At 38.1% G+C, this 24,504-nt stretch carries 25 protein-coding genes and 1 pseudogene; 16 read left to right on the top strand and 10 right to left on the bottom strand.

The genetic code is table 11. The features are described from left to right. Nucleotides 1-109: 109 nt before the first annotated feature. Entirely contained in the window at nucleotides 110-316 is a 207-nt protein-coding gene (locus NOS7107_RS12000; RefSeq protein ID WP_015113245.1) for a DUF751 family protein, read from the bottom strand. A 163-nt stretch (nucleotides 317-479) separates the two neighbouring features. On the opposite strand from NOS7107_RS12000, the gene NOS7107_RS11995 reads away from it, so the two are divergent. Next, nucleotides 480-1,313 (top strand): DNA adenine methylase, encoded by an 834-nt coding sequence (locus NOS7107_RS11995; protein ID WP_015113244.1) that lies wholly within the window; start codon nucleotides 480-482, stop codon nucleotides 1,311-1,313. Here the strand turns inward: NOS7107_RS11995 and NOS7107_RS11990 are convergent. The 3 genes from NOS7107_RS11990 to NOS7107_RS11980 form a co-directional block, all read right to left on the bottom strand. Continuing rightward, complete coding sequence (locus NOS7107_RS11990) at nucleotides 1,310-1,780, bottom strand: PD-(D/E)XK nuclease superfamily protein (protein ID WP_157374216.1); 471 nt, start codon at nucleotides 1,778-1,780, stop codon at nucleotides 1,310-1,312. The genes NOS7107_RS11995 and NOS7107_RS11990 overlap by 4 nt on opposite strands. A 220-nt stretch (nucleotides 1,781-2,000) precedes the next feature. Continuing rightward, a complete protein-coding gene (locus NOS7107_RS11985) occupies nucleotides 2,001-3,218 on the bottom strand; it encodes a HetZ-related protein (RefSeq protein ID WP_015113241.1) in 1,218 nt (405 codons plus the stop codon). A gap of 372 nt (nucleotides 3,219-3,590) precedes the next feature. After that, on the bottom strand, nucleotides 3,591-4,250 hold the full coding sequence (locus NOS7107_RS11980; RefSeq protein ID WP_015113240.1) for an L-threonylcarbamoyladenylate synthase: 660 nt from the start codon (nucleotides 4,248-4,250) through the stop codon (nucleotides 3,591-3,593). 95 nt (nucleotides 4,251-4,345) lie between these two features. Here NOS7107_RS11980 and larC point away from each other — a divergent pair, with 95 nt between their 5' ends. Then, nucleotides 4,346-5,617, top strand: a complete 1,272-nt coding sequence (gene larC, locus NOS7107_RS11975; protein WP_015113239.1) for a nickel pincer cofactor biosynthesis protein LarC — start codon at nucleotides 4,346-4,348, stop codon at nucleotides 5,615-5,617. Between the two features lie 82 nt (nucleotides 5,618-5,699). Here the strand turns inward: larC and NOS7107_RS11970 are convergent, their stop codons facing one another. Beyond that, a complete protein-coding gene (locus NOS7107_RS11970) occupies nucleotides 5,700-6,296 on the bottom strand; it encodes a DUF6658 family protein (RefSeq protein WP_015113238.1) in 597 nt (198 codons plus the stop codon). Nucleotides 6,297-6,394: 98 nt separating this feature from the next. After that, nucleotides 6,395-6,934: a DUF6658 family protein gene (locus NOS7107_RS11965; RefSeq protein ID WP_015113237.1), complete on the bottom strand. Its 540-nt coding sequence runs from the start codon at nucleotides 6,932-6,934 to the stop codon at nucleotides 6,395-6,397. Between the two features lie 528 nt (nucleotides 6,935-7,462). On the opposite strand from NOS7107_RS11965, the gene NOS7107_RS11960 reads away from it, so the two are divergent. Further along, nucleotides 7,463-8,401: a lysylphosphatidylglycerol synthase domain-containing protein gene (locus NOS7107_RS11960; RefSeq protein ID WP_015113236.1), complete on the top strand. Its 939-nt coding sequence runs from the start codon at nucleotides 7,463-7,465 to the stop codon at nucleotides 8,399-8,401. Between the two features lie 62 nt (nucleotides 8,402-8,463). On the opposite strand, the gene NOS7107_RS11955 is transcribed toward NOS7107_RS11960, so the two are convergent. From NOS7107_RS11955 to NOS7107_RS11945, 3 genes are all read right to left on the bottom strand, one after another. Next, nucleotides 8,464-8,691, bottom strand: a complete 228-nt coding sequence (locus NOS7107_RS11955) for a DUF167 domain-containing protein (protein ID WP_015113235.1) — start codon at nucleotides 8,689-8,691, stop codon at nucleotides 8,464-8,466. Between the two features lie 464 nt (nucleotides 8,692-9,155). Beyond that, the gene (locus NOS7107_RS11950) at nucleotides 9,156-9,704 is read right to left on the bottom strand and encodes a DUF2231 domain-containing protein (RefSeq protein WP_015113234.1); all 549 of its coding nucleotides are present in this window, start codon (nucleotides 9,702-9,704) and stop codon (nucleotides 9,156-9,158) included. 27 nt (nucleotides 9,705-9,731) lie between these two features. After that, entirely contained in the window at nucleotides 9,732-10,118 is a 387-nt protein-coding gene (locus tag NOS7107_RS11945; protein WP_015113233.1) for a DUF2993 domain-containing protein, read from the bottom strand. A 254-nt stretch (nucleotides 10,119-10,372) separates the two neighbouring features. On the opposite strand from NOS7107_RS11945, the gene NOS7107_RS11940 reads away from it, so the two are divergent. The 6 genes from NOS7107_RS11940 (at nucleotide 10,373) to NOS7107_RS11910 (ending at nucleotide 15,223) form a co-directional block, all read left to right on the top strand. Then, complete coding sequence (locus NOS7107_RS11940) at nucleotides 10,373-11,428, top strand: hemerythrin domain-containing protein (protein WP_015113232.1); 1,056 nt, start codon at nucleotides 10,373-10,375, stop codon at nucleotides 11,426-11,428. 526 nt (nucleotides 11,429-11,954) lie between these two features. Next, complete coding sequence (locus NOS7107_RS11930) at nucleotides 11,955-12,686, top strand: Uma2 family endonuclease (protein ID WP_015113231.1); 732 nt, start codon at nucleotides 11,955-11,957, stop codon at nucleotides 12,684-12,686. 129 nt (nucleotides 12,687-12,815) lie between these two features. Then, complete coding sequence (locus NOS7107_RS11925) at nucleotides 12,816-13,130, top strand: 2Fe-2S iron-sulfur cluster-binding protein (RefSeq protein ID WP_015113230.1); 315 nt, start codon at nucleotides 12,816-12,818, stop codon at nucleotides 13,128-13,130. Between the two features lie 89 nt (nucleotides 13,131-13,219). Continuing rightward, nucleotides 13,220-13,405, top strand: a complete 186-nt coding sequence (locus NOS7107_RS11920) for a hypothetical protein (RefSeq protein WP_015113229.1) — start codon at nucleotides 13,220-13,222, stop codon at nucleotides 13,403-13,405. Nucleotides 13,406-13,491: 86 nt separating this feature from the next. Further along, a complete protein-coding gene (locus NOS7107_RS11915) occupies nucleotides 13,492-14,541 on the top strand; it encodes a DUF3326 domain-containing protein (RefSeq protein ID WP_015113228.1) in 1,050 nt (349 codons plus the stop codon). Nucleotides 14,542-14,641: 100 nt separating this feature from the next. After that, a complete protein-coding gene (locus NOS7107_RS11910) occupies nucleotides 14,642-15,223 on the top strand; it encodes a CPBP family intramembrane glutamic endopeptidase (protein ID WP_015113227.1) in 582 nt (193 codons plus the stop codon). 53 nt (nucleotides 15,224-15,276) lie between these two features. On the opposite strand, the gene NOS7107_RS11905 is transcribed toward NOS7107_RS11910, so the two are convergent. After that, complete coding sequence (locus NOS7107_RS11905) at nucleotides 15,277-15,633, bottom strand: Rieske (2Fe-2S) protein (protein WP_015113226.1); 357 nt, start codon at nucleotides 15,631-15,633, stop codon at nucleotides 15,277-15,279. A 458-nt stretch (nucleotides 15,634-16,091) separates the two neighbouring features. On the opposite strand from NOS7107_RS11905, the gene NOS7107_RS11900 reads away from it, so the two are divergent. From NOS7107_RS11900 to NOS7107_RS11875, 7 genes and pseudogenes are all read left to right on the top strand, one after another. Beyond that, nucleotides 16,092-16,685, top strand: coding sequence for a Uma2 family endonuclease (locus NOS7107_RS11900; protein WP_015113225.1), 594 nt, complete (start codon nucleotides 16,092-16,094; stop codon nucleotides 16,683-16,685). Nucleotides 16,686-16,879: 194 nt separating this feature from the next. Beyond that, on the top strand, nucleotides 16,880-17,704 hold the full coding sequence (locus NOS7107_RS11895; protein ID WP_015113224.1) for a hypothetical protein: 825 nt from the start codon (nucleotides 16,880-16,882) through the stop codon (nucleotides 17,702-17,704). 48 nt (nucleotides 17,705-17,752) lie between these two features. Next, entirely contained in the window at nucleotides 17,753-19,849 is a 2,097-nt protein-coding gene (locus tag NOS7107_RS11890; protein ID WP_015113223.1) for an AAA family ATPase, read from the top strand. A 21-nt stretch (nucleotides 19,850-19,870) separates the two neighbouring features. Beyond that, the gene (locus NOS7107_RS11885) at nucleotides 19,871-22,513 is read left to right on the top strand and encodes a DNA translocase FtsK (protein WP_015113222.1); all 2,643 of its coding nucleotides are present in this window, start codon (nucleotides 19,871-19,873) and stop codon (nucleotides 22,511-22,513) included. Between the two features lie 212 nt (nucleotides 22,514-22,725). Further along, nucleotides 22,726-22,956, top strand: coding sequence for a hypothetical protein (locus NOS7107_RS11880; protein ID WP_044500752.1), 231 nt, complete (start codon nucleotides 22,726-22,728; stop codon nucleotides 22,954-22,956). A 16-nt stretch (nucleotides 22,957-22,972) separates the two neighbouring features. After that, nucleotides 22,973-23,218: pseudogene (locus NOS7107_RS27800) on the top strand (type II toxin-antitoxin system YafQ family toxin); the annotation flags it as partial. Nucleotides 23,219-23,453: 235 nt separating this feature from the next. After that, the gene (locus NOS7107_RS11875; RefSeq protein WP_015113220.1) at nucleotides 23,454-24,338 is read left to right on the top strand and encodes a ParA family protein; all 885 of its coding nucleotides are present in this window, start codon (nucleotides 23,454-23,456) and stop codon (nucleotides 24,336-24,338) included. The last annotated feature ends 166 nt before the right edge of the window (nucleotides 24,339-24,504 follow it).

Below are 24,504 nucleotides of genomic sequence, written 5' to 3'. Positions count from 1 at the left end.
AAAATCTTTGCCTCCTCACAGAGGTTATAAAACATCAATAATCGAAATCTGGGAAGGACTATGCCTAATGCTAACAACACCAAAAGCCATAGCACCAAGCTTTCCCAAGCTAAATTGCACTCAAACCCAGCATAGCGCGCAGGGTGAGAGTCATGAAAGCCAAACCGCCCAGTAATAAGCCGACAACCGCAACTAAGGTGACTGGACGTTTTAAAAAGGGCATTAATGGCTCAAATGTGTTCACCAAAAGCCCGACGAGGATAGTAATTAAATAGCGGGGGTAGCGAAAAACGTTCTCCCAAAATCCGTCAAACATGGAAATCTAAACTGCCTTGTTATGAAATGACGATTGTTTTGATATGCTTTATCTACCCAATTGTAATCTATGCAGATGAAAATTACTCACCTAATATAGAATATGCGTCGGCAGTTATATCTTGTTATATTTATTAGCTTAATTTTAGTGAACTTGTCTGCAAATGGTTATTCAAATGCTTCCTGAAACTTGCCCTCGTCCTTTTTTAAAATGGGCAGGTGGTAAAAGTAGGTTAATTCAACAATATCTTCCTTATTTTCCCAAGTTTTATCAGACGTACTACGAACCATTTTTAGGTGGTGGAGCGGTTTTTTTTCATTTGCAACCAACAACGGCAATCTTAACTGATATTAATGCCGAGCTAATTACTACTTATCGCTGTGTCAGAGATCAGGTTGAAGATTTAATTGGCTTATTGCAAGAGCATAAATCTAAACATAATCGAGAGTATTATTATAGTGTCCGTTCTCATCCAGGTAGGAATGATTTAGAGAAAGCGGCTCGATTAATTTATTTAAATAAAACCTGTTATAACGGTTTATATCGTGTCAATTCTCAAGGTAAATTCAACGTTCCTTTAGGTAGTTATAAAAATCCGAATATTTGTCCAGCCGATTTACTCAGAACTGCATCTCAAGCGCTTTCATATTGTGAGATAAAGCAGGCAGACTTTATGAATGTGCTGAATTATGCTAATAGTAGTGATGATTTTGTGTTTTGCGATCCACCTTATCATCCTATCAGCAATACTAGTTATTTTACAGGTTATAATGGCAATTCTTTTGGTGAACAAGACCAAACACATTTGCGAGATACCTGTGCAGAGTTAGCAAACCGTGGTGTCAAAGTTATGATCTGTAATTCTGATTGTGAATTTATTAGAAAAATATATAAAGAAATAAACTTTAATATTTATGCGATCGCAGCCTCTCGCTCGATTAATTCTAATACTAAAAAGCGTGGTATAATTAGCGAATTATTAATTACATCTTACTAAAAATTTTTATTAGCCCAGGCAATAAATCTATCTAAACTGTAAACTCCGAGTAAGTTATGGTTAAGTTTGACTTGTTGCCTAAGCCATTGAATCGCTCCTTCCCGCATTCCTTCACCACCAATCACCACAATCGCTGGCGCTGGATAATATTCCTGAATATTCATACTCAAATAAGGAAATTTTTCATCTACAGAACCGCCACTTTCTTGCCATTTACATTCAATAATTAATCCTGTGGGAATGCTCGGTAAACCAACAATATAAAAATCAACTTTCAACAAAGTATTATAAATACCTGCCCCAATATAAACTTGTTTAGCGTAACGTTTTGCTAATAAATTAGCAGTCAAAAGATATTCTTTGGTGACGTGATTTCCAACTTGAAAATAACCATGTCCAGTTAATATTGCCTCTACATTACTTTCTAAAATCTTCCCTGCCTGATTTGCCCGCTTGCCTTGAGTCATAGTCATTCTCAAGCCCTCCGCCACACTTACTATCCATTCTAGAATTTCATGGAAGCAGAGACGTATAGACACTTACTTAATATGAATTTTCAAAATAGAAAAAAGCGGGATGTTTTTGGTACTTATGTACTAAATAACGAGAGTGAAATGCCCATGAATTTAGATGAACAAAAACTCTGCGAAACTTTGCGTTTACCGCAGCAATCCTCTGCGTTAAAACTCAACCAGTTTGTACTTCGCTGTGACCATTACGGATTCCCCAAGCAATTTCTAGTAAATGAGTCCAGCGTTTTTGCAATTGTTTAGGAGTACACTTTAAGGCTTTAGCGATCGCTTGATCACTATGTCTTGCTGCTTTTAACTGTAAAATTTGCTGCTGTTGGGGAGAAAGTACTTGAATAAAAGTTTCCCACTGTTGAGAAGACAAACCTAACTTTTGTTCTAAACCAGCACCCAACCATTGATGAACTAATTGCCATTGGTGCTGCTTGGAGAACTTTTCTACATGATATTTAAAGCGCTGTTGCAGATAATCGCGCTGACGGCTGGTTAAACCGAGAATTTGGTCAATTTCTGGCGCAGATAAATCTTGCAGCTTCAAACTGAGGTAGTCAACACAGTCTGATTGACCTTGAGATTCCAGATATTTGACTAATTCAGCAATAACGCGATCGCGTTCTGATTCTTCGGATAAATCAACATGACCTTGAGCAATCATTTTAGAACGGATTTGTTGCACCGCGGGATTGCGTTGGTAAGATTCTCCATCTTCACCTTTCGCCGACTCTACAGCCATTTCAATATCTACAGCTGTTTCTTGGGGCTGACGACGGGCAAAACCTTGAGCGCGTAAGATAACTAATTGTTGATTATTTCCACCAGGTAAATTAATCCGGCGCTTGGCATATTGCTCTGTAAATGCCATATATTCAGCTAATTGCAGCTGAGTACGGGGTTGGTAATCTTCAGCTAATTCATTTTCCCGCCGGAAAGCTTTAATCGCTTCAATATAAAAAGCTTGGAGAAAATCTTCAATCAAATTGTAACGAGCGTCAAATCCATATTCTGCCCCAGATGGCGTAACGTGGCGGTAAACCATCGCACCCAAACTACTGTGTAACTCTACCCGTCCCCGCCGAGAACCAAGTTGGTAGTAGTGCAGACACTTGTGCAGACGATGTTTTGCTAAAGTTAGCTGCCAAGATTGGATTTGTCCAGAGGTTTGGATGCGAGAACTCTTATCACAAATCCGTCTGACTTCTTTGGCTATGCGTTGTGCCACAGCTTGTACACATCCAGAACTGGCTTTGACCTGCGCCTGTATTTCCTGACACAGCAGTGGCATTAAAGTATCTGTAGCTGGTGATTCTTCAATAGCAACATTGCTAACAAAAAAATTGGGTGTGGAGGTTGGTAGATTTACAAGGTTAGCTTTCATGAATTTTCCTAGGGTAGGGTATAGCACCGTAACTACAACGCAAAGATAGCATCTGAAAACGTTCTTGTCTGGAAAATTATTAAGTATTGATCCATACAAGATTCATTGCCAGCACTGCTTATGTATATGACTGTAGGAAATTTAAAAAAGTTACAGTGAAAGTAATGTGTCGCTTTTTTCATCCGTAACCAAATTGCAGGCCGCACACACATATTAATCATGCCCACAACTGGTTAAAATCCTTGCTATATATACTTTTACTCCTATCCTGATTACCCCATCCCCGCCGTGATTCAGTATGACAATTGCCAAACTGGAGCATTTTGAATACTCGTTTCCGAAACAGAAGTTTCAGCTTGTGAAGTACGCCGTTTAAACCCATGCGGTTACGGCTTCCCAACCTAACCCCCGTCTCGTAATTACTGCTTCGTCTCCTGTCAAGTCTAAAATTGTTGATACCTGATATGTTGGCTCTTCACCCGTGTCTACAATCACATCTACTAAGTTATCCAGATAATCAAATAGCTCTACCCGTGATAGCCCCGGTTCAACATCTAAGGCAAATTTCCCATCATCCGCCTCATTGGTCGGCAAATGTGCCGAAGTTGAAATAATCGGGTTTTCTAAAGCTTCGAGCAAGGCTAGGCATACAGGATGATTCGGCACGCGAATACCTGTAGTTTTCCGCTTAGGATTCTGCACTAGTCGCGGTACTAACTTAGTGGCTGGTAGCAAAAACGTGTAAGGGCCGGGAATTAGCCGCTTCATCAATCGATAAGCTGTATCGCTGACAAACGCATAAGTCGCTACATTTGACAATGAAGGACACAAAAATGTTAATGGTTTATCATTCGCTAACTGCTTGATTTTCCTCACTCGTTCCACCGCCGACTTGGCATTTAAATCACAACCGATCGCATAGACCGTATCAGTAGGGTAAAGCATGACTGCGCCATCTGAGAGCGCTGACTTTATTTCTTCTATTCGGCGGCTTTGGGGATTATCCGGATGCACTGTGAGAATTTTTGCCATAGAACACGGTATTTTGGGAAATGGGGCTGGGGGCAAACAAAGGACAAATGACTAATAACCAATGACTATTGACTATTTATCATTGATTAACCTATATGAGTAAAATAGCTTATCTTCAATGCCCGACGGGAATTTCTGGTGATATGTGCCTGGGAGCCTTAGTCAGTTTGGGTGTTCCTGTGGAGTATTTAAGTACAAAATTAAATGACTTAGGAATTTCCCAGGAGTACCATTTACGAGCAGAATTTGTCCAGAAAAATGGTCAACAGGCAACTAAGGTATATGTGGATTTACTAGAGAAGCATCACCATAACCATGACCACGAACATAATCACCATCATGGCCGCCATCTGCCAGAAATCGAGCTTATGATTCTTCAGGCAAAATTGCCACCACGAGCCGAAGCTTGGAGTTTAGCAGTATTCCAAAAACTAGCAGTAGCAGAAGGTGCAGTGCATGGGATTGCACCGGAAAAAGTACATTTCCATGAAGTGGGTGCCGTGGATGCGATTGTGGATATTGTCGGCACTTGTTTGGGTTTAGATTGGTTGGGGATTGAGAGCGATCGCGCAGGATTCCCCTTAGTTTACTGCTCGGCATTGCCCACGGGGGGCGGTACGGTGCGGGCTGCACATGGTCAAATGGCGGTACCAGTGCCAGCAGTGTTGAAATTATGGGAAATGAGGGGTTGTCCGGTTTATAGTAACGGTATTGAAAAGGAATTGGTAACACCAACAGGCGCGGCGATCGCCACTACATTAGTTAGAGAATTTGGGAATCCGCCATCGATGACGATTAAACAAGTGGGATTGGGCGCGGGAACTATTAATCTTCCTATTCCCAATATACTACGCCTGTGGCTGGGTGAAAGCACCAGCCTACAGGCAGATGTCGCCCATTCTCAACAAATCAGCCCAATTTTAGAAACCATCTCCGTACTCGAAACTCAAATTGATGACTTAAATCCTCAAGCGGTTGGCTATGTATTTGAAGCTCTATTTGCCGCTGGTGCAGTGGATGTCTTCACCCAGCCCATAGGTATGAAAAAGTCCCGTCCAGGTATCTTATTAACAGTTATCTGTCATCCTGATAATTTACTCAAGTGTGAAGCAGTGTTATTCCGTGAAACCAGTACTTTAGGTATTCGTCGCACTACCCAACAACGCGCCATCCTCCAACGAGAAATTCAACAAGTCGAAACAAAATATGGCAATGTACGTATCAAAGTCGCATGGCAAGGAGAATCACAAGCTAAATCCATTACCAATGTGCAGCCAGAATATGAAGATTGTGCCGAATTAGCTCGACAACATAATCTGCCTTGGAGTGAAATCCATCGGCTTGCTCTTCAGAGTTGGTATTCATAAAAGAATTAACAAGAAAGGAGTCAGAATAATTTTAAATTCTGACCCTTAAATTTTGTGTTCCCTACTTTGAATTGACTAAATTTTAGTCAATATTTTTTAATGACCGATTTACAGTATCGCCTGCATCTTCAGCTGCTCTGCGGGCATTTTTACTCAAGTCTTGAGCGGCATTACTGGTATTGTCTTTGAGGTTTTCAACACCACGTTTTGCTCCCTTAGCAACATCTTCGGCTGTTTCTTGAGCAGAACTACCAATGTCTTCACCCAAGTTTTTCACTCTTTCAGTCAAGGGTGTACCTTGGCGATAATTCCGAGCATAATCCTGTGGACTTTCAATGCCTTTTTGATCAATATTTCTTTCGGCATTTTTGCTCAAATCTTCGGCTCTGTTTTTAGCAGATTTTTCAAAATTTTTAGCTCTAGGATCTACATCACTGAAGTTGTTCATCCCACCTTCAGGAGTATTGAAGTTGTACTGTTGGGTGGGGTCTTGACGTTTGGTATAAGCTGATTCAGCACCTGGCTGGGCATAACCTGATTCAGCACCTGGTTGTGGTGGTTGACCTGCAATAGTTGGTCTGTTACAAGCTTGTGTCAGGATGAGAAACATACCTGCTAAGAAAACGCTTAAAACTTTCAAAGGGCGAATATTTTTTACCCAATCAATGACTTTTTTCATGGTTTAACTCCTTGAGTTTGTGTAAGTAATTTACAAATTAATGGAGATGAAATTTAGCATCAATTTGTCATTTTCAATGTCATAACGAATCAGAAAATCTATCTGCTTAGTGCCGGATTTTTTTGTAATTCTGGTCTAGCATTTGCATCTGCTGCTTTATCTTTAACAAAGCTGGCAGCATCTTCAAATTGTTCTTTGACAGTTTCGAGACGGTCTTGAACCCTATTTCCTAAATCAGATTCATTTTGAATTAAACCTCCAGGTTCAGAGGATGTTTTAAAGTTTTCCTTTGTAATGATTGGTAATTCTTTTTCTTTATCTACTCTGCCTTGGGGTGTTTCTGCACCAGGGTAGAGTATTTCCGACTCTTGATTTGTAGCAATTAATGAGCCAGAAGGTAGGTTAGCTTGATTGCCTATCTTTTGAGAATTGCTGGAGGGGTTTCTAGTATATTTATCTCCACCATTTTTATAAGGATTGTTTGCACCACCAGCTTGTACAGCCGGATTTTGAGGATTAGCACCTGTAACATCTCCACTTGAACAAGCAGTGCTAACTATCAACAATAAACCTGCAAAAAATACAGTTACAATTTGCTGCAATCGTAGTTTTTTCAATAAAGCTGTGATTTTTTTCATTGAGACCTCCTTTCAACCATAAACAAGTTTTTTTGCTTTTAATTAATTAAATCAAGCAAACTTAATTCCTTGTTATAGTTGATTATTATTGAACCAACAGTCTCTAATGTAGTTCAAAAAAAAATAGCTTTACATCTGGCTTAAGCTACATTATATCTCTTAAAAATATGCTATTCTTATCTCTCTTAAGTTAGACGAGATTAATATTATAGCTTTTAAATCATTGAAATATAGTTTATATTTTAATCAAATTTAGGAAGTATTAAAGCTAATTTAATTTCATACTTAAGATGGATTTAAAAGTACGTAAATTCAGATAAAAATCATGCTTTAAATTAATACTAATAAAGTGTAGTTTAAATAAATTCTGCCAAATAATTTATTTATCTCAGTGTAATTACAAATAATTTGTCACAAGAATTACTTATATTTTAAGCATAACTGAAGAGTGAATTTGGAAATTTTTTGGGATATTGCTGATATACCATAAGATTTAAGATATTCAAGACTTGGTGCTGAATCTATTAAATGACCAAAGTGATGAAGCAATTTTTACGCTGGATGATTTTGGGTGGAACGCTATTTTTTGTCGCCAAAGCCCTGAAGGATAATTGGGTTGGGGTGACAACTCTCAAAATTAATCCAGGAGGATGGGCAATTTTAGCGATCGCCACAGGTGTAACATTATTAGCACATACGTGGGCTGGCTGGATTTGGACTTGGATTTTGCGCGATTTAAATCAACCCATACCATCTGTTCCATTCATTCAAGTCTACTTAAAAACTAACATCGCCAAGTATCTCCCAGGTAATGTTTGGCATTATTATGGGCGAATTATCGCAGCGAAAAATGCTAATGTCTCTGCTGGTGCGGCTACCTTAAGTGTGTTATTGGAACCGCTACTGATGGCCGCAGCCGCTTTAATAGTTGTTGTGTTATTGGGGAATCAATTTGCGGCAAATCAAACTAATTTAGCAGTCCCAGTATTTCAATTTATGGCTTTAATTTTTATACTTTGTGGCGTACATCCTTGGTTTTTAAACCCGGTAATTCGCTTTTTGCACAAATTGAAAAACAAAAAATCGGCTAATAATACTCAGCCACAAGTCGCTATCAATCTCGAACGCTATCCCTTCCGTCCTTTATTAGGCGAATTCGGATTTTTAGGATTGCGGAGTTTGGGATTTATTTTAACTATATCTGCCATTTACCCTGTAAATCTCAGCCAAATACCTTTATTAGTTGGGGCTTTTAGTTTTGCTTGGTTGTTAGGGCTGGTAGTTCCCGGTGCACCAGGAGGGTTAGGTGTATTTGAAGCGACGGCGATCGCACTTTTACAGCACCGCTTTCCTTCGGCTGTAGTGATTAGTGCGATCACACTATATCGTCTAATTAGTATTTTGGCTGAAACCTCTGGCGCAGCTTTAGCTTGGCTAGATGAACGTTTAGTTAATATTAATAGATAAATATCATAGAGTTCTAACTAGAAAATTAAATAATTTTACTATGTAAAAATGAAAACTTAATACTAAATATCCGTGCTAATTTCAATCAGTTTTTGTCGAGATGCTAAACCCGATTTAATAGTTATATAAGACTTCGGTACATCAAATTTATCAGCTAAGAGTTTAATTAACTCTTCATTCGCTTTACCATCAACTGGAGGCGATTTCAAATGCACAGTTAAACTCCCATCTACTTGTTCTTCAATTTTTTGTTGTTTTGAATTAGGTTTGACTTTCACTCTTTTTTGCATGGCCTATTTCTTTTAATTGTCGTCGCCACAGCCAACCAAAAATCGACCTCAACACATAATGAAGGAAATCCTAGCAAAAAAATGTAATGCCAAGCAACAATCTACTTATCAATGTAGCTTGTATAGCCTTTAATATTGGCGCATACCAAAGCAGAGAAATTTTATGTATGCCACTAACGATAAAAAGCCCATCGCCAAAATGATGAGCTAAGAGGTTGTTTGAAAAGCCCTGGCGACTAGAAGTCGCGGCTATACAGACAAAACCCGCGCCGCGGGTTAAAAACCTTGATTTCTCATTAGTCCGCGCAGGTGGACTTGGCCTATGTAGTAGCGAATTATATTCGCCCAAAACTTTTCAAATATCCTCTAAGAAACAATGATGAAAATTTTTGAGTTACGGCTATGACATATTTTCTAAAAGCTAGAGACTAAAAAAGATTCTAGCTTTCAAATCTCAAATAAAGTTATGGATATATTTTACTACCAGCCCCTACTACACCTATTTTGTGACGATAAGAAAGTTCTGCACCAAACCATCCAGACACGCTAGTTAGTGTCCCAACTACCAAAGATATTAATAATCCCCAAGGTAAAATGTGTGCTTCTGCATCTCCCCAACGCAAAATAAAGTTCAACAGCGTTAAAACCAGGATAGAAACATTCAGGATCATGTGCGCCCAGCCAGCCTTGCGCTTACGGACTCGCTCAATTTTCAAAAAGTCACTCATTCCGATCGCAGCTGCAATTAAACCGCCAACCAGCCCAAGGCCAATTAACCATAAAGAAGCCCGCGCCCAGAAGAAATCACGAGTTAACCAATAGCCAAAATCGCTTCCTAACGCTGCTGCTAAAAAAGCTATGGGGAAAATTACACTTAAAGGATGTAAGGGATGTCCCGCGATCGCTACTGTACTAGGTACGCCAGTATCACGATATTCTCTATCATCACTTTCAATCATCGGTGGGATATTGGGAAAAGGAGTAGAAGCCGATGTTGTTTCTGAAGTATCCATAGTTTTCGTAAATTAGTATCTTTATGTTTAAGCGGAGGGAATTTGTTCTACATAAGCTTCAGCTTGCAGAGTTAATTTACCTGCTTCCACTTGTAGTTGCTTAACTCGCAGGCTCATACCTTCTAAATCGAAGTTACTTAAATTTAGAATATCGCTGGTTTTGCCAAAAGCCGCACTCAAAGGATTAATGGAAACATTACCCATTTGCATTTTTAACTCCTCCATTCGGAGGTCTTTTTGCATCACCAAACCTTCGCCTGATATTTCTACTGCATTCACCTGTCGCTGAACCATTTTCAGCGGATCAGTTTTGATGTTGACATCTAGATTTTCTACTTCATCTAATTGACTAGATAATCCTATCTCTGTGGCTTTATTAAGTGCTTGCTCTCCTATACTAGGGCTTTCTGACATTACATTATCATCTCGTGTTTGACTCTCTTTGGACAATTTATAAAAATAATGTCAAAAAATTATCTACCTAACGATGGAGTCAAAATTTTATCTGTGTATGTCCAAAAGTATAATCAGGTTTTCTTATGTTAAAAAAATTGTTTTCTATCTAGAGCTACGCAATTAATCGCTCAAAAGAAAGAGGAAAGATGATTAACTCTTATGACAAACTTTGATTAGTAATGATCCGATTAATTTTTGAGGAGAACCTTAGAATGGTATCTACTTTAGATGATACAAAACGCAATGCTATTGCTACTAAATTGGCTAGTATTAAATTAGTTCAACAGTTACTAATTGAGAATGAAGAACTATTTTTGAAAGAAGCTACAGATAGTGAAATTTCAGATCGGATGCGAGACTTCCTCGAAGATGATCGTAAAAATCTGGGCATCATCGAAACAGTAATTGTGCAGTATGGTATTCAGCAAGAGCCGAAAAAAACTGTACAGGAAATGGTAAACAAAGTTCGCCAATTGATGCAAAGCTCAGAACTAAGTTTCTACGAAAAAGTATCTCAGCACGAATTGTTAAAGCATCAACAAGTTATGAGTGGTTTGTTGGTACATAAAGCAGCCCAAAAAGTTGGTGCTGATGTGATGGCTGCGATTGGGCCCATCAATCCTGTTAACTTTGAAAACCGCGCCCACCAAGAGCAACTCAAAGGGATTCTCGAAATTCTCGGTGTGCGTGAGTTAACTGGACAAGATGCAGACCAAGGAATTTGGGCTAGAGTGCAAGATGCGATCGCAGCTTTTAGCGGTGCGGTAGGTAGTGCAGTTACCCAAAGTACTGATAAACAAGACATGAACATCCAAGACGTTATTCGCTTGGATCACAACAAGGTAAATATCTTGTTTACTGAACTACTACAAAGCAATAATCCTCAAAAGATTCAAGAGTACTTTGGTCAAATCTACAAAGATCTAACAGCCCATGCTGAAGCTGAAGAAGAAGTAGTTTATCCCAGAGTTCGTTCCTTCTATGGCGAAGGCGATACCCAAGAACTTTATGATGAACAAGCCCAAATGAAGCAGCTTTTAGAGCAAATTAAGGCTATCAGTCCTTCTGCAGCTGAATTTAAAGATAGAGTTAAAAATCTGATGGATATCGTTAGCGACCATGTTCGTCAAGAAGAAAGCACAATGTTTGCTGCAATCCGCAACAACTTGAACACTCAACAAACTGAGCAACTAGCTACAGAATTTAAAGCAGCTAAAGCTAAAATTCAACAAAAATTAGGCGGGAAAGCGGCTGGTGCAAATGTCTAGTGATTCATGCTGCTAACAATAAATAGTTAAACTTAATTGTTTGCACAACTTAAGAAGTAAAAAGTAAAAAGATAATCCCCATAAATAAATTTAGCGAAAAGTTTGTGCGTCCTGGTCTCCCGGCGGAAAACTTTTCCAGACCGGAGCTTGCGATCATGATTCTTTTTCTTTCTTTTGCCTTTTAACTTTTTACTTTTGCCTTGTTCGGTCATTGTGAATGCAGCGAAGCTAAATGAAGCAATCCCAGGGGTTGGGATTGCTTCGTTTTTCTGCGAGACGCTAACTCGTTAAGCGAAGCTATGCTGTTGGCGAAGCCTCTCGTTCGCGTTAGCGTCTCTGAAAGAGAAGAGAAGGCTTTACGTTTGCAATGACATACAAAAAAGTGGGATTCTCCCATCGGCTTGTTTTTGAAGAGGAGCGATCGCAATTACTATCAGTCAACAAGATTATGATAGTAATTACATCTTTGCATTGATCTACAATCCTACATAAATGCGATCGTCTCACCCCTAGCCCCAATCAAGTTATGTCAGTCGCCCAAGAATTAGAACCAGCAGCAGATATAATATTTCCACCAGGAGATATCGAAAGTCACGAACCACCATTGGAAAGCGATTTACATCTACGCCAGATTATTCTGTTATTACAATGTTTAGAATTGTGGTGGCAAAACCGCAATGACTTTTATGCTGCTGGGAATTTGACAATTTACTACAGCCAACGTCAACTTAAATCAGAAGAATTTCGCGGCCCTGATTTTTTTGTGGTGCGGGAATGCGAAAGAAAACTTCGCAAAAGTTGGGTAATCTGGCAAGAAGACGGTAAGTATCCCAATATCATTGTCGAGTTACTGTCATCTTCCACAAAAGCTACAGACAAAGGTTTAAAAAAACAAATCTACCAAGATATATTTCGCACACCAGAATATTTTTGGTTTGACCCCAATAATTTAGAATTTGCTGGGTTTCATTTAGTTGATGGAAATTACCAACCCATAAAAGCCAATCCCCAAGGTTGGTTATGGAGTCAGCAGTTAGATTTATATTTGGGTGTGCAGAACAATCAATTACGCTATTTTACGGCACAAGGGGAATTAGTGCCGACACCAGAAGAATTAGCAGCACAAGAAAAGCAACGTGCGGATGATGAAAAGCAACGTGCTGATGATGAAAAGCAACGTGCTGATGATGAAAAACACCGTGCGGAACGCCTAGCCGCTAAGTTGCGCGAATTAAATATTGACCCCGATTTTCTCTAAAATTATTGATTATATTCAGCGATCGCTTCCCGATGAGTGGTAAAAATGTAGTGTTTGGCCATATCTGCAATATTATTAAATAATTCAGATATAATAGTGAGTTTGTCTATTGCACTCATTTTTTAGTATATGTCCAATACTTACACCGTAGAACTCCATCACCAAGGTAAAACTCTCACTCTGCAAGTTCCTGAAGATGAAACTATTTTATCCGTAGCTGAAACTACTGGTTTCGAGTTACCTGCTTCTTGTCATGCAGGGGTGTGTACAACTTGCGCCGCCCAAATCATCGAAGGAACTGTAGACCAAACCGAGGGTATGGGTGTTAGTCCAGAATTGCAAAAACAAGGTTACGCATTACTTTGCGTCTCCTATCCTCGTTCTAATTTGAAAATTGAAACTGAAAAAGAAGACATCGTTTATCAGTTGCAATTTGGTAAATAGTAATAAAGTTTGAAGTATGAAGTCTGAAAGATAGAATTTTATACTTCATTCAGCTATCCTAAAACAAATTAATTCACGGGATTGACGGCATGACTACTCATTTTATTACCGCAGAAATAGATATTCAAGAAACTCCTACTGATTTGCAAAAAGCAATTGAGGCTGAGTTAAAAAAACAAGGTGAACCATTGCGTTGGGCTATTACTTCGGTGGATAAAGAACAGCAAAAAGTTGCTGTGGAAGCAGTTGTTACTACAGGAAGTGTTGAGTCTTAAGTGTATGACAGTGCTAGATTTTTCTAGCACTCAGCACGGGCTAAACGCCCTGCTACGCTAAAAGCACTCAGCACTCAGCACTTGAGATGCGTCCATACACCGCTATTTTGATTGTACCTACTGGCGTTGGGGCTGCGATTGGGGGTTATGCTGGCGATGCCATACCTGTTGCTCGAACATTAGCACAAGTTTGCGATCGCCTGATCACTCACCCCAACGTCCTCAATGGCGCAAGTTTATATTGGAACATCCCCAATGCTTTCTATGTGGAAGGCTTTGGGCTTGACAAATTCGCCTCTGGATGTTGGGGATTACAACCAGTCCGCAATAATAAAATAGGTTTGCTTTTAGACCAAAGTATTGAACCAGACTTGCAGTTAAGGCACTTACAAGCTGCTGACGCAGCCAGAGCAACTCTGGGATTAACTATTACAGATTATGTAATTACTGATGCTCCTTTAAATGTAGAACTACGCACATCAGCATCAGGGGCAAGTTGGGGAACCATTGGCAACCCTGATAGTTTACTTCGGGCGGCGGAAATATTAATCAATAAAATGGGAGCAGAAGCGATCGCAGTTGTCGCCCGTTTCCCCGATGATATGGATGAAGATGCTGTGCAGAACTATCACCAGGGTAAAGGCGTAGATCCTCTGGCAGGTGCAGAAGCAGTAATTAGCCATTTACTAGTGAGAAACTTTCAAATTCCTTGCGCCCATTCACCAGCCCTCGCCAGCACCTCGCCTTATCCCGATTTATCTCCGCGTTCTGCCGCCGAGGAATTAGGCTATACTTTTTTACCAAGCGTACTTGTAGGCTTAAGTCGCGCCCCCCAATTTATCGTCGAGAAACAATTATTTACATCTCATCCAGCAGATATTTGGGCTGATCAAATAGATGCAGCGATTGTCCCGGCAAACGCTTGTGGTAGCAGCGCTTTACTAAGTTTAAGTCAAAGCAGATGCCCAATAATTACCGTCAAAGATAATCAAACTCAAATACAAGTTCCTGCCCAACCCTTGGGAATCAAATCCATACAGGTAAACTCGTATTTAGAAGCAGTAGGTGTATTGGTAGCCCTCAAAGCAGGCATCAATCCAGATGCTTTGGTTAATAGTCAAGAGGCTAAAGGATAAAATTACCCTACCCTTCGGGAACCCCTGAAGGCTAACGGAAAGCCATCCAAAGGGTGTCTACATACTTCACACTTCATACTTCATACTTCATAACTTTCCTGTGGTAGAACAACAAAAACAAGATCCAGAAATTCCTTACCTGACGCGTATTCAAGTTTTAGTCGCAATGGCGGTAACTGCCATCCTGTTGTGGACAGTTGCTAAAGTTTGGCTGCGCTTTGGTAATGTTTTCCTATTCAAGTGGGAATGGCACGAAATAGATTTTTTTTGGGGGCTGGGCGTAGGACTGATAATCACCAGCTTGAGTGGTTTAGCTTATCGGTTGTGGCCTGCCTATCGTCAAAGTGCAGACTATTACCTAGAACTAGTATTGAGACCTTTAGCCTGGCCGGATTTAATTTGGCTGGGTTTACTACCGGGATTAAGCGAAGAATTATTATTTCGAGGTGTAATGCTGCCAGCTTTGGGCTTAGACCATGTAGCAGTGATTGTATCTAGCCTCTGCTTTGGAGTGTTACACCTCAGTGGTTCCCAACAATGGCCTTACGTAATATGGGCAACGGTGATTGGGTTAATTTTGGGATATAGCGCCCTATTGAGTGGAAATTTGTTAGTGCCGATTGTTGCCCATATTATGACAAATTGGGTTTCTAGCTATTTTTGGAAAATCCAACAACGTTAGATGTTGTAGGGTAGGCAAGATGCCCGCCCAATTAATGCAATTGAAATGTCAATTTAGTTATCGTTTACATCAATCCAAATACTGCCTTCTTCCACGCGTATGGGAAAAACTGGCAGTGTTTTTTGTTGCGAAATTAATGACAATACTTTACCTACTCCAGGTGGCCAAGGACACCAATTATTTACTTGCCCGTTACTGAGATTAAAGGCACTGCGGTGAATGGGACAAATAATTGCCCCACCCTCGATTTTGCCATTCTTTAGAGGTAATTTTAAATGAGGGCAGGCATTATCTACCGCATATAGTTGATTTTCGTGATTTAACAAGAGAATTTTTCGCTTGCCAACATTCACAACTTCTCTAGCACCAGGGGCTAGTGCATCAGCCGCCAGAACTTTAGTCCAGCCCATTGCGTTCTCCTTCGTTAATGGATCTGTTTTCAGTTTCTCGCATTTGTTACCCCAGTGCGTATTGTTGCAATTATTATGATGTCAATATGGTGCGATCGCCTAAGTTCAACCCTTGTTATAATCAGTTAATAGAGAATAAATTAAGAATTATAAATCCATTTGTTTGATTGTGTATCCCCTTCTCTTACCCAAGCATCACCAGCAAACCCTAGTTAGAGTTATGCGTAGGTTAGGTGGAGGTGCAAGCTTGCATATTTGTAGCACAACGAATTTATCTGCATAAATACTTCAATTTGCAAAAGTTAATTCACGAGTCAGAAATTAAGTTTGCAAGTCGCAAAACTATAATTGCTACTTTCATACAGGCGATCGCTTTTCAAAACTTATCTCATCAAACTTATTAGTTGCAAAATAATTCCCGATTATAATCAAAATAAAGTCATAAACATAATTTAACTATGACTCTCCAAATCTTAAATAAAAATATCACAACTCTAGAACAGCGATTTCTCTTACCTGGTTATTACACATGGGAAGAATTGGAGAAAATAGAAACCTTAACCGCAGATGCAGCAGGTTTACGGATAACTTATCTTGATGGGTGCATTGAATTTATGACGCTGGGTGAACAACACGAAATGATTAAAAGCGTGATTGGGATATTATTAGCACTATACTTTTTTGAAAAAGGTATAAATTTTATCTCAGTAGGTAGCGCCACGCGTCGCGCTAAAGAAAAAAATGCTTCCTTTGAACCTGATGAATCTTATTACATAGGAGAAAAAAAAGAAAATCCAGATTTAGCAATTGAAGTTAATATCACCAGTGGCAGTATTGACAAACTAGAAAAATATAAACGGTTTAATATTACTGAAGTTTGGTTCTGGGAGAATAATCAATTTTACCTATATCGGCTAAAAAATGATAATTATGAGCAAATTCAACAAAGTGAATTCTTCCCAGATTTAGATATACAATTATTAGCTAGTTGTGTTTTAATGCCTTCGATTATTGATGCTAGAAAACAATTTATGCAGGGAATTAAAAAATAGCGATCGCACTTATTATTTTTATAGCTATTGAATTTTCTAAACAAAAGTTAATATTTGTTATCTTAGTCGCGTATCAGCGATCACTAGTTCTGTTATAGTCATCAGCAATAATTACAGCTAGGATAAGAAGGTGTGTAAATTGTTGCCCTTCGCGCTAGAGTATAGCTGAATTAGCTACAGGCTTGATGACTAGCATGGATACAAATGAACTAAAGTTTCTTTTAAAGTTATTGGGATTTGCCAATTATCGAGCAGGATTGACTGCTTTTAATAGTTTTAAAGGTAAGGATAAAATTTGTCGAGAGTTGGGCGATCGTGAACTGGTAGACTATACCCGTGAGATTGCCAAAGTCAAAATTATACCTGCTGGTCAAACGGTGCTGAAACTTGAGGCAGGCGAGTTACCTATTACAGACAAAGAACTCAAGGTACTGGAGAAGATAAGTAAAGCTTCTGGTAAAATCGCACCCAGCAAAATTACTGCACCAAAAGCTGCTGAACGAGATGCAATATTGACAACCCTAAGCGATCGGGGATTAATTGAAGTCGAATTACAACTCAAAAAAGCCAAAGCCGAAGTTTGGCTAACTGAAAGAGGAATTGACTATTTACGAGATGACTACAACCCTAACAAAGGCGTTCAACCAGCCATCAGCTTAGAATTGCTGGGTAATTATCTGCGGTTTTTACGCAAGACTTTGCGAGTTAAACCTATATTGCCGCCTGAGCCACCATCTGATAACAGCATTAATATAAGTGACGAAGAAATTTTACAAATTATTGAGAAATTAGATAAAGAATTAGGAACAGAGAATTATTTACCAATTTTTCATCTACGTCAAGAATTACAACCGCCACTATCGCGTGATGAATTAGATCAAGCTTTGTATCGTTTGCAGGCTCAAGACCAAATTGATTTTAGCACTTTACAAGAAGCTAGTATTTATACCGCAGAGCAACTAGATGCAGGGATTCATCAAAATATTGGTGGTTCGCTGTTTTTTATTACAGTGAATTAAAACAGGTTTTACGTAAAAAGCAATTCCATCATTTTATCAAGCTTCAGCATGGCAAATATTAACGAAATTATTCTCCGAGAGGTTAATCCTTTTAACCGAATCAACCCAAAACCGATGAATTTTTGGGAAGAAAAACAAAACGCATCACTAAATGTTGATTCTATTCATCAAGAAGTAATTCATGATATTCAAGAATTTCTCGATTTAGTTGTTACAGATCATCGCAGTCGTTCAGTCATGATTGTAGGTGATCCTGGTTCTGGTAAAAGTCATTTATTAGGTCGTCTCAAACGGACTCTTAATTCTAAAGCTTTTTTTGTTTACATACTATGTGATTGGGCTGATAACAATAATATTTGGCGACATATTCTGCGTTATACAGTTGATAGCTTAATTCAAATTCCAGATGAGCAGACAGAATCTCAATTAATGCTATGGCTAAAAAGCTTGTCTGCTTTCACTAAGCGAAGTCTCAAACAGCGATTTTTAAACGACAATATATGGGAATTTTTATCAAGTGACAGACAGAAATTTATTAAGCATCTGAAGGATACTTATAAAACATCACGGATATACAATCCTGATATCTTTTTTGGACTTTTACATGATTTAACCAATCCAGAACTGTATACATTAGCTTGTGAGTGGTTGCGAGGTGACTCTTTAAGTGAGGAATCGATGCAAGCTCTGAAAGTTAAACAATGTATTGAGTCAGAAGATGAAGCTAAAAATATTTTAGCTAATTTTGGAAGAATCTCTACAGAAACTAAACCTATTGTATTATGTTTCGATAATTTAGATACAATGCCGAAAATGCAGGATGGATTTCTAGATATACAACCTTTTTTTGATGTAAATACGACTATTCATGGTGAATCACTCAAGAATTTTCTAGTAATAATTAGTATTATAACTAATACATTAAATATTCATCAAAACCGTATTCAACAAGCTGATAAGGCTGGAATTCATAAATCTATCAAACTCAAGTCTATTAATTTAGACCAAGCAGAGTCTATTTGGGCTTATCTTCTTAAGAATTTACATATTCAGGCAAGTAGCCTTCCAGAATCACCAATTTTTCCATTAGAAAGGCAGTTGTTAGAAAATAATTTTCCAGGTAAAAAGACTTATCCTAGAAATGTGATTAATCTAGGTATGGTAGCTTATCAAGAATATAAAAAGTCCATTAAACCACCTGATGAAGACAATAATAATCATGACTCTGGAAATACAGAAAATGAGGAAAATAGTATAAATGGTACCACAAAGACAACTAATACAAATAACGTTGAAGAAATAATTCAGGCTGAATTTCTGCTGTTATGGGAACAAGAGTACAAAAAAACTCAGATAAAAATCAAAAAAATCAACTTAATAGCATCTTCTGATTTAATTCGGATGCTCCAAGAAGCTATGGAGTTATGCAGAGTACAACAAATTAAGCCAAAACTTTTAAATGGCAGATTTGCAAGCTATTCCTTCAGTTATCAAAAACTAGGTAAACGAGACAAGATAGGAATAATATGGACAGAAGATGCAAATATGAATAGCTTTTTTCATATTATGAGTGCTTGTCAAAAAGTTATTCAGCAAGGTATTTGTCAAACTTTATGTTTAATTCGTTTAAGTAGTGTAGGACAAGGACGACTTGTTGGACATCAAATCTATCAACAGGTTTTTACAGCAACTAATAATATTCATTTCAAACCATCATTAAATTCTGTTCATTATTTAGCAACATATCATAACCTAATCAATGCCGCACTTTCTCAAGAATTAGTAATTCATGGTAAAGTGATTAACCTGCAATATTTACAATCGCTAATGCAGTCATCCAAGATATTAGATAAGTGTACTTTATTACAGGATTTAGGACTTGTCGCCAAGCAAGAACCTGTTAAAGAGAAGGGAAGTTCTAAGAAAGAAGATTTACGTCCTGTTAAAGATTTCCTAGTAAATCTAGTTAAAACCCAAAGCTTTATGGGTGTAACTACTTTGATAAAAAATTCTGTTGAGCAATTTCCTAATGTGAAAGCAAATGATGTTCAATTATTAATTGAGCTTTTATGCCAAGAGAAGAAAGTAAAAATTATTAACCCAAAAGCGAAATTACAAGACCAATTAATTTGTTTAATTGCGTAACTTATATTCATTTTGTAATCAATGCACTACCTGACAGAATCAGCAGCAATTCAAGAGGTAATATTTCAATTAACAAACTATAAAACACTTTGGGTAGACACAGAAATTGCTCATTGGTATACATCTGAACCAAAATTGTCGCTGATTCAAGTATTGGCTGACCCTACAGATAGCACAGGCGCATCTGCTTACATTCTTGATGTACTAGATAAACATGATTTGGCGGCTGATTTTATTAACCAAATCATGTTTAACCATCATATTGAAAAAGTCTTTCACAATGCTAGTTTTGATATTAAATATTTAGGTAAACACCTAGCTAAAAATGTAACTTGTACATTACAAATGGCTAGAAAAATTACCCTCAAAAGATTGCAAACCTCTAATTTAAAGCTGAAAACTTTAGCCGCCGAACTCTGTAATTTTTCTAATGTAGATATAACCGAACAATCAAGTGATTGGGGTAAGCGTCCCCTGAGTAAAAAGCAGTTAGAATATGCTGCAATGGATACAGTTTATCTGGCTGCTGTGCATCGTCAGCTAATTAAAATATCTCATCCCAAAGATTTAACTAATATTTTTATGGCAAATAATAGCTCACAGCAGGTAACAGATAAATCTAACAATTATTCTTTAAGTGTTACTAAAGTTAGATTAGCCTTTGAGTGTCCTAGGCTGTTTTATTTAAATCATCAATTTAGTGATAAAGCAATATTTTTACCACAAGATACAGCTATTGGTATTGGTAATCCATTTCATCAATTAGCAGATAAGTTTGTCAAATTAGCTATTATCGAGCCACGGTTTAGTAATTTATTTCAACCACCTGCATCACAGTTAAAAATAGAAGAAGTTACTACTGCACTGCAACAAAGTTTTTATCAACTAGAATTTTTTCCTTATCTCCAAAAAGCTATACAAAAAGATAGTGCTGAGGGAAAAGCACTTTTACAAGTTTGGAATGGATTACAAGGACTCATCAGACGCTTTGCGGAATTATTATTAATTAATCGCCGCTATTGCAATGCAGACACATTAATTAGTAATACTTTTTTATCTCAAGAACGCAATATTGAACATCACTTTTCTCTACCTGATGGAACACAACAATTAGTTAGAGGTGAATTTGATTGTCTGGTGTTTAATTTTGAAATTAATCGCTTGTGCGTGGTGGAGTTTAAAACATATCAACCTGTAGATCCTTCAGCGCAATTGGCGCAGGTTTCACTTTACAGTTATATGCTGCATCACAAGAAAAAAGTTGCTGTTGATTCAGCAGTTTATTGTGTGTTGCCTGAATTTAAAGAGTATCGTTATTCTTGGGAACAGTTAGAAAATACAGTACATCAGTTAATTCCCCACAAATTACTACAAATGCAGCAATGGTTGGCTTGGGAATCTCCTCATCCCAACCCACCGCCACAAACAACTCAGCTTCATTTGTGCGAAATTTGTCCCCAACAGCAAAAGTGTCAGACTTTTTTTGGTGCTGGAATATCTGATCCCTCGCAACCATCCTTAAAAAATAGAAGCGAGATATCTAACAAAACTGATACGAGTTTTGATCCCCCCCAACCCCCCTTCAAAAGGGGGGAGGAATATATAGAAGATAATCAAGAAACAACAAATGCGGATGAGATAGGCGAAGCTTTAATTAATACTTTGCAATCTTTTGGTGTGGGTGTTGATTATCAAGGTGCTGCTGTTGGCCCTGCTTTTATCAGGGTGAAGTTGAAACCTCATCCCGGTGTAAAAGTGAATGCACTGCTGAAGTTATCGGATGATTTACAAGTGCAATTAGGGTTAGCTAATGCACCTTTAATTGCACCTCAAGCAGGATATGTCAGTATTGATTTACCCCGTCCAGATAGGCAAATTGCCCATTTTGAAAAGTATATTCAATCAAAATTCTTACCTGCAACTGCACCTGTAAAAATTGCAATTGGAGTAAATATAGAAGGGGAATTAGTAGAGGCTGATTTATCAGATCCGAATTCTTGCCACTTTTTAGTAGGTGGGACAACTGGTAGCGGTAAGAGTGAATTTCTGCGATCGCTCCTCCTCAGCTTACTATATCGTTATGCTCCGCAAAATCTCAAAATTGCTCTGGTTGACCCTAAGCGCGTTACCTTTCCAGAGTTTGAACGTATGGCTTGGTTATATTCACCAGTCGTCAAAGATAGCGATCGCGCCGTCGAACTTATGGAAGAATTAGTTATAGAGATGGAGTCTCGCTACCAGCGGTTTGAAAAAGCTGGCTGTGCTGACTTAACCACTTACAACCAACGTTCATCTCAGGCTTTACCTCGCATTGTCTGTATATTTGATGAATATGCAGACTTTATGGCAGAAAAAGAAATCCGCAATGTACTAGAACAAAGTATCAAACGTTTGGGAGCAATGGCACGCGCCGCAGGTATACATTTAATTATTGCGACTCAGCGTCCAGAAGCTAAGGTAGTTACACCCATTATTCGCGCAAATTTACCAGGAAGGGTGGCTTTACGAACAGCGAGCGAAGCAGACTCAAAAATTGTCTTGGGGGGAACAGAAACATCCTCAGCCTATTTATTGGGGAAAGGTGACTTACTTTACCAAGTTGGCTCCCAACAGCATCGTTTACAAAGTCTGTTGGCAACAAAGATTCAATTACCATCAGTATAGGAATTTCCAATAAATTATTCATCTTTTGGAGTTGGGTAGGTGCATTATAGATGACTAATTGCTGCTTCTGCCCTACAAAAACATTTGCTACTACTGCGCTCAAGATGTATGATATTTTTGCGTAAATTGGCTAAATGTAAGGGGCTGAGGTTTTGGATTTAGAGATTAAAATAAAGTCAGCAAAGGTAGGATTGACTTGATTGGGACATTTTATAATGACTTTACAGGAAATTATTAATTCTATTGAAAGTTTACCTACAGAAGATCGAGAGTATTTATTTGAGTTTCTTCGCCAGCAAAGAATTGAGAATCGGCGGGTTGAAATTTTGGCTAATGCTCAGGAAGTGATACAGGCTTTTAGGGATGGGACAGCAAAGAGGGGAAGCGTTGATGATTTAATCGCTGATTTACTAAAAGATGATGATGGAAGTTATCTGGAGTAGTTGATTTAAGAGGTCTTTTAGGAAGATTACCAAGAAAAACCCGCAATTAAAGAATCAAATTGTTAAGGTATTAAGGCTTTTAGCAGATGATCTATTTACACCGTCTTTAAAGTCTCATAAGTTAACAGGAGATTTAGCGGGATTATGGTCTTGTTCTGTTGCTTATGATTGTAGAATTATCTTTAATTTTTCTGAGGATGAGAATTTATTAGAAATGGTTATTTTCTTGATTGATATTGGTAGTCATGATGAAGTTTATTAAATATTGAATATAGAGGCTGAAGCTTTGGATATTGTTACCTAATCTGACAGTTTTGATTTTCAAATCTCCGCAAATATTAAATTAAGCAGAAGTTTTCAAGGTTGGGAATGCGTCAACTGAAGTATGAAGTGTGAAGCATGAAGAATAAAGTTTTAAATCAGGAATTCAGTTTAGGTAGTTATGGCTTGAATGAAATAATTACGAATTATTAATTATTAGTCAGAGGAATTAACCAATGGGATATGTAATTGCTACTGCAAATATGAAAGGCGGTGTAGGGAAAACTACTCTCACCGTCAACTTAGCTACTTGTTTGGCGAAAAATTACGGTAAAAAGGTACTGGTATTAGACTTAGATACCCAAATTAGCGCCACACTCAGTTTGATGTCGCCTTTAGATTTTGCCAAGCGGCGCAAACAAAGACTGACTTTTAGATATCTCATCGACGATGTTATTAATCCCGATACCAACAGTAAGGTAACAATTAACGATATTATTCAACCCCAAATTTGTGGACTTAGCGAACTAAGTTTATTACCGGGGGATATCGACTTATATGATGAATTTGTTGTGTCAGAAATGCTGCACAAACAAACCGTTGCTTTTGGTGAACAAAACTTTGAAAATGTATGGAACCGTTTTGAAAGAGTTTTGATTAATAACATTTTAAAGCCAGTACGTGATGAGTATGATTTTATTCTTTTAGACTGCGCTCCTGGTTATAATCTTTTGACTCGTAGCGCCTTAGCTGCAAGTGATTTTTACATTCTCCCCGCCAAGCCAGAACCTTTATCTGTTGTGGGAATTCAACTTTTAGAAAGACGAATTGGGCAGTTAAAAGACAGTCACGAACAAGAAGCGAAAATAAATATCAAAATGCTGGGAATTGTATTTAGTATGTGCAATACCAATTTACTTACTGGCAGATATTACAAACAAGTTATGCACCGAGTTGTGGAAGATTTTGGTGTAGAACAAATTTGTAAGGCACAAATTCCCGTTGATATTAATGTAGCTAAAGCTGTTGATAGTTTTATGCCGGCTGTGTTAAATGCACCTCAATCAGCAGGTTCTAAAGCGTTTTTGCAGTTAACTCAAGAGTTATTGCAGAAGTTGTAAAACTAGGAGATTTAAGCAATTTATAATTTATCCTCTTTCCTAAACTATGTGTACACCGTAGCCCCATCGGATAGGGGTTGGGGAAGAGGTTCATTACATGTTTGACGTTAATTGATTTTAATAAATTTCAAAAAAAGCAGATTGCGAGATATGAAAAAACTCTGCT

It is taken from the genome of Nostoc sp. PCC 7107, assembly GCF_000316625.1.
GTDB lineage: Bacteria > Cyanobacteriota > Cyanobacteriia > Cyanobacteriales > Nostocaceae > Nostoc_B.
Note: the sequence above shows the minus strand (reverse complement) of the source record. Positions and strands in the feature narration are given on the sequence as shown.

What these genes read in the sequence shown, in the direction of transcription:
- NOS7107_RS11980 (WP_015113240.1), bottom strand. Translation starts at nt 4,250, where the DNA reads ATGGCAAAAATTCTCACAGTGCATCCGGATAATCCCCAAAGCCGCCGA.
- NOS7107_RS11920 (WP_015113229.1), top strand. Translation starts at nt 13,220, where the DNA reads ATGACTACTCATTTTATTACCGCAGAAATAGATATTCAAGAAACTCCT.
- NOS7107_RS11945 (WP_015113233.1), bottom strand. Translation starts at nt 10,118, where the DNA reads ATGTCAGAAAGCCCTAGTATAGGAGAGCAAGCACTTAATAAAGCCACA.
- NOS7107_RS11960 (WP_015113236.1), top strand. Translation starts at nt 7,463, where the DNA reads ATGACCAAAGTGATGAAGCAATTTTTACGCTGGATGATTTTGGGTGGA.
- NOS7107_RS11965 (WP_015113237.1), bottom strand. Translation starts at nt 6,934, where the DNA reads ATGAAAAAAATCACAGCTTTATTGAAAAAACTACGATTGCAGCAAATT.
- NOS7107_RS11900 (WP_015113225.1), top strand. Translation starts at nt 16,092, where the DNA reads ATGACTCTCCAAATCTTAAATAAAAATATCACAACTCTAGAACAGCGA.
- NOS7107_RS11950 (WP_015113234.1), bottom strand. Translation starts at nt 9,704, where the DNA reads ATGGATACTTCAGAAACAACATCGGCTTCTACTCCTTTTCCCAATATC.
- NOS7107_RS11985 (WP_015113241.1), bottom strand. Translation starts at nt 3,218, where the DNA reads ATGAAAGCTAACCTTGTAAATCTACCAACCTCCACACCCAATTTTTTT.
- NOS7107_RS11905 (WP_015113226.1), bottom strand. Translation starts at nt 15,633, where the DNA reads ATGGGCTGGACTAAAGTTCTGGCGGCTGATGCACTAGCCCCTGGTGCT.
- NOS7107_RS11955 (WP_015113235.1), bottom strand. Translation starts at nt 8,691, where the DNA reads ATGCAAAAAAGAGTGAAAGTCAAACCTAATTCAAAACAACAAAAAATT.
- NOS7107_RS11995 (WP_015113244.1), top strand. Translation starts at nt 480, where the DNA reads ATGGTTATTCAAATGCTTCCTGAAACTTGCCCTCGTCCTTTTTTAAAA.
- NOS7107_RS11895 (WP_015113224.1), top strand. Translation starts at nt 16,880, where the DNA reads ATGGATACAAATGAACTAAAGTTTCTTTTAAAGTTATTGGGATTTGCC.
- NOS7107_RS11930 (WP_015113231.1), top strand. Translation starts at nt 11,955, where the DNA reads ATGTCAGTCGCCCAAGAATTAGAACCAGCAGCAGATATAATATTTCCA.
- NOS7107_RS11990 (WP_157374216.1), bottom strand. Translation starts at nt 1,780, where the DNA reads ATGACTCAAGGCAAGCGGGCAAATCAGGCAGGGAAGATTTTAGAAAGT.
- NOS7107_RS11890 (WP_015113223.1), top strand. Translation starts at nt 17,753, where the DNA reads ATGGCAAATATTAACGAAATTATTCTCCGAGAGGTTAATCCTTTTAAC.
- NOS7107_RS12000 (WP_015113245.1), bottom strand. Translation starts at nt 316, where the DNA reads ATGTTTGACGGATTTTGGGAGAACGTTTTTCGCTACCCCCGCTATTTA.
- NOS7107_RS11915 (WP_015113228.1), top strand. Translation starts at nt 13,492, where the DNA reads ATGCGTCCATACACCGCTATTTTGATTGTACCTACTGGCGTTGGGGCT.
- NOS7107_RS11940 (WP_015113232.1), top strand. Translation starts at nt 10,373, where the DNA reads ATGGTATCTACTTTAGATGATACAAAACGCAATGCTATTGCTACTAAA.
- NOS7107_RS11925 (WP_015113230.1), top strand. Translation starts at nt 12,816, where the DNA reads ATGTCCAATACTTACACCGTAGAACTCCATCACCAAGGTAAAACTCTC.
- larC (WP_015113239.1), top strand. Translation starts at nt 4,346, where the DNA reads ATGAGTAAAATAGCTTATCTTCAATGCCCGACGGGAATTTCTGGTGAT.
- NOS7107_RS11970 (WP_015113238.1), bottom strand. Translation starts at nt 6,296, where the DNA reads ATGAAAAAAGTCATTGATTGGGTAAAAAATATTCGCCCTTTGAAAGTT.
- NOS7107_RS11885 (WP_015113222.1), top strand. Translation starts at nt 19,871, where the DNA reads ATGCACTACCTGACAGAATCAGCAGCAATTCAAGAGGTAATATTTCAA.
- NOS7107_RS11875 (WP_015113220.1), top strand. Translation starts at nt 23,454, where the DNA reads ATGGGATATGTAATTGCTACTGCAAATATGAAAGGCGGTGTAGGGAAA.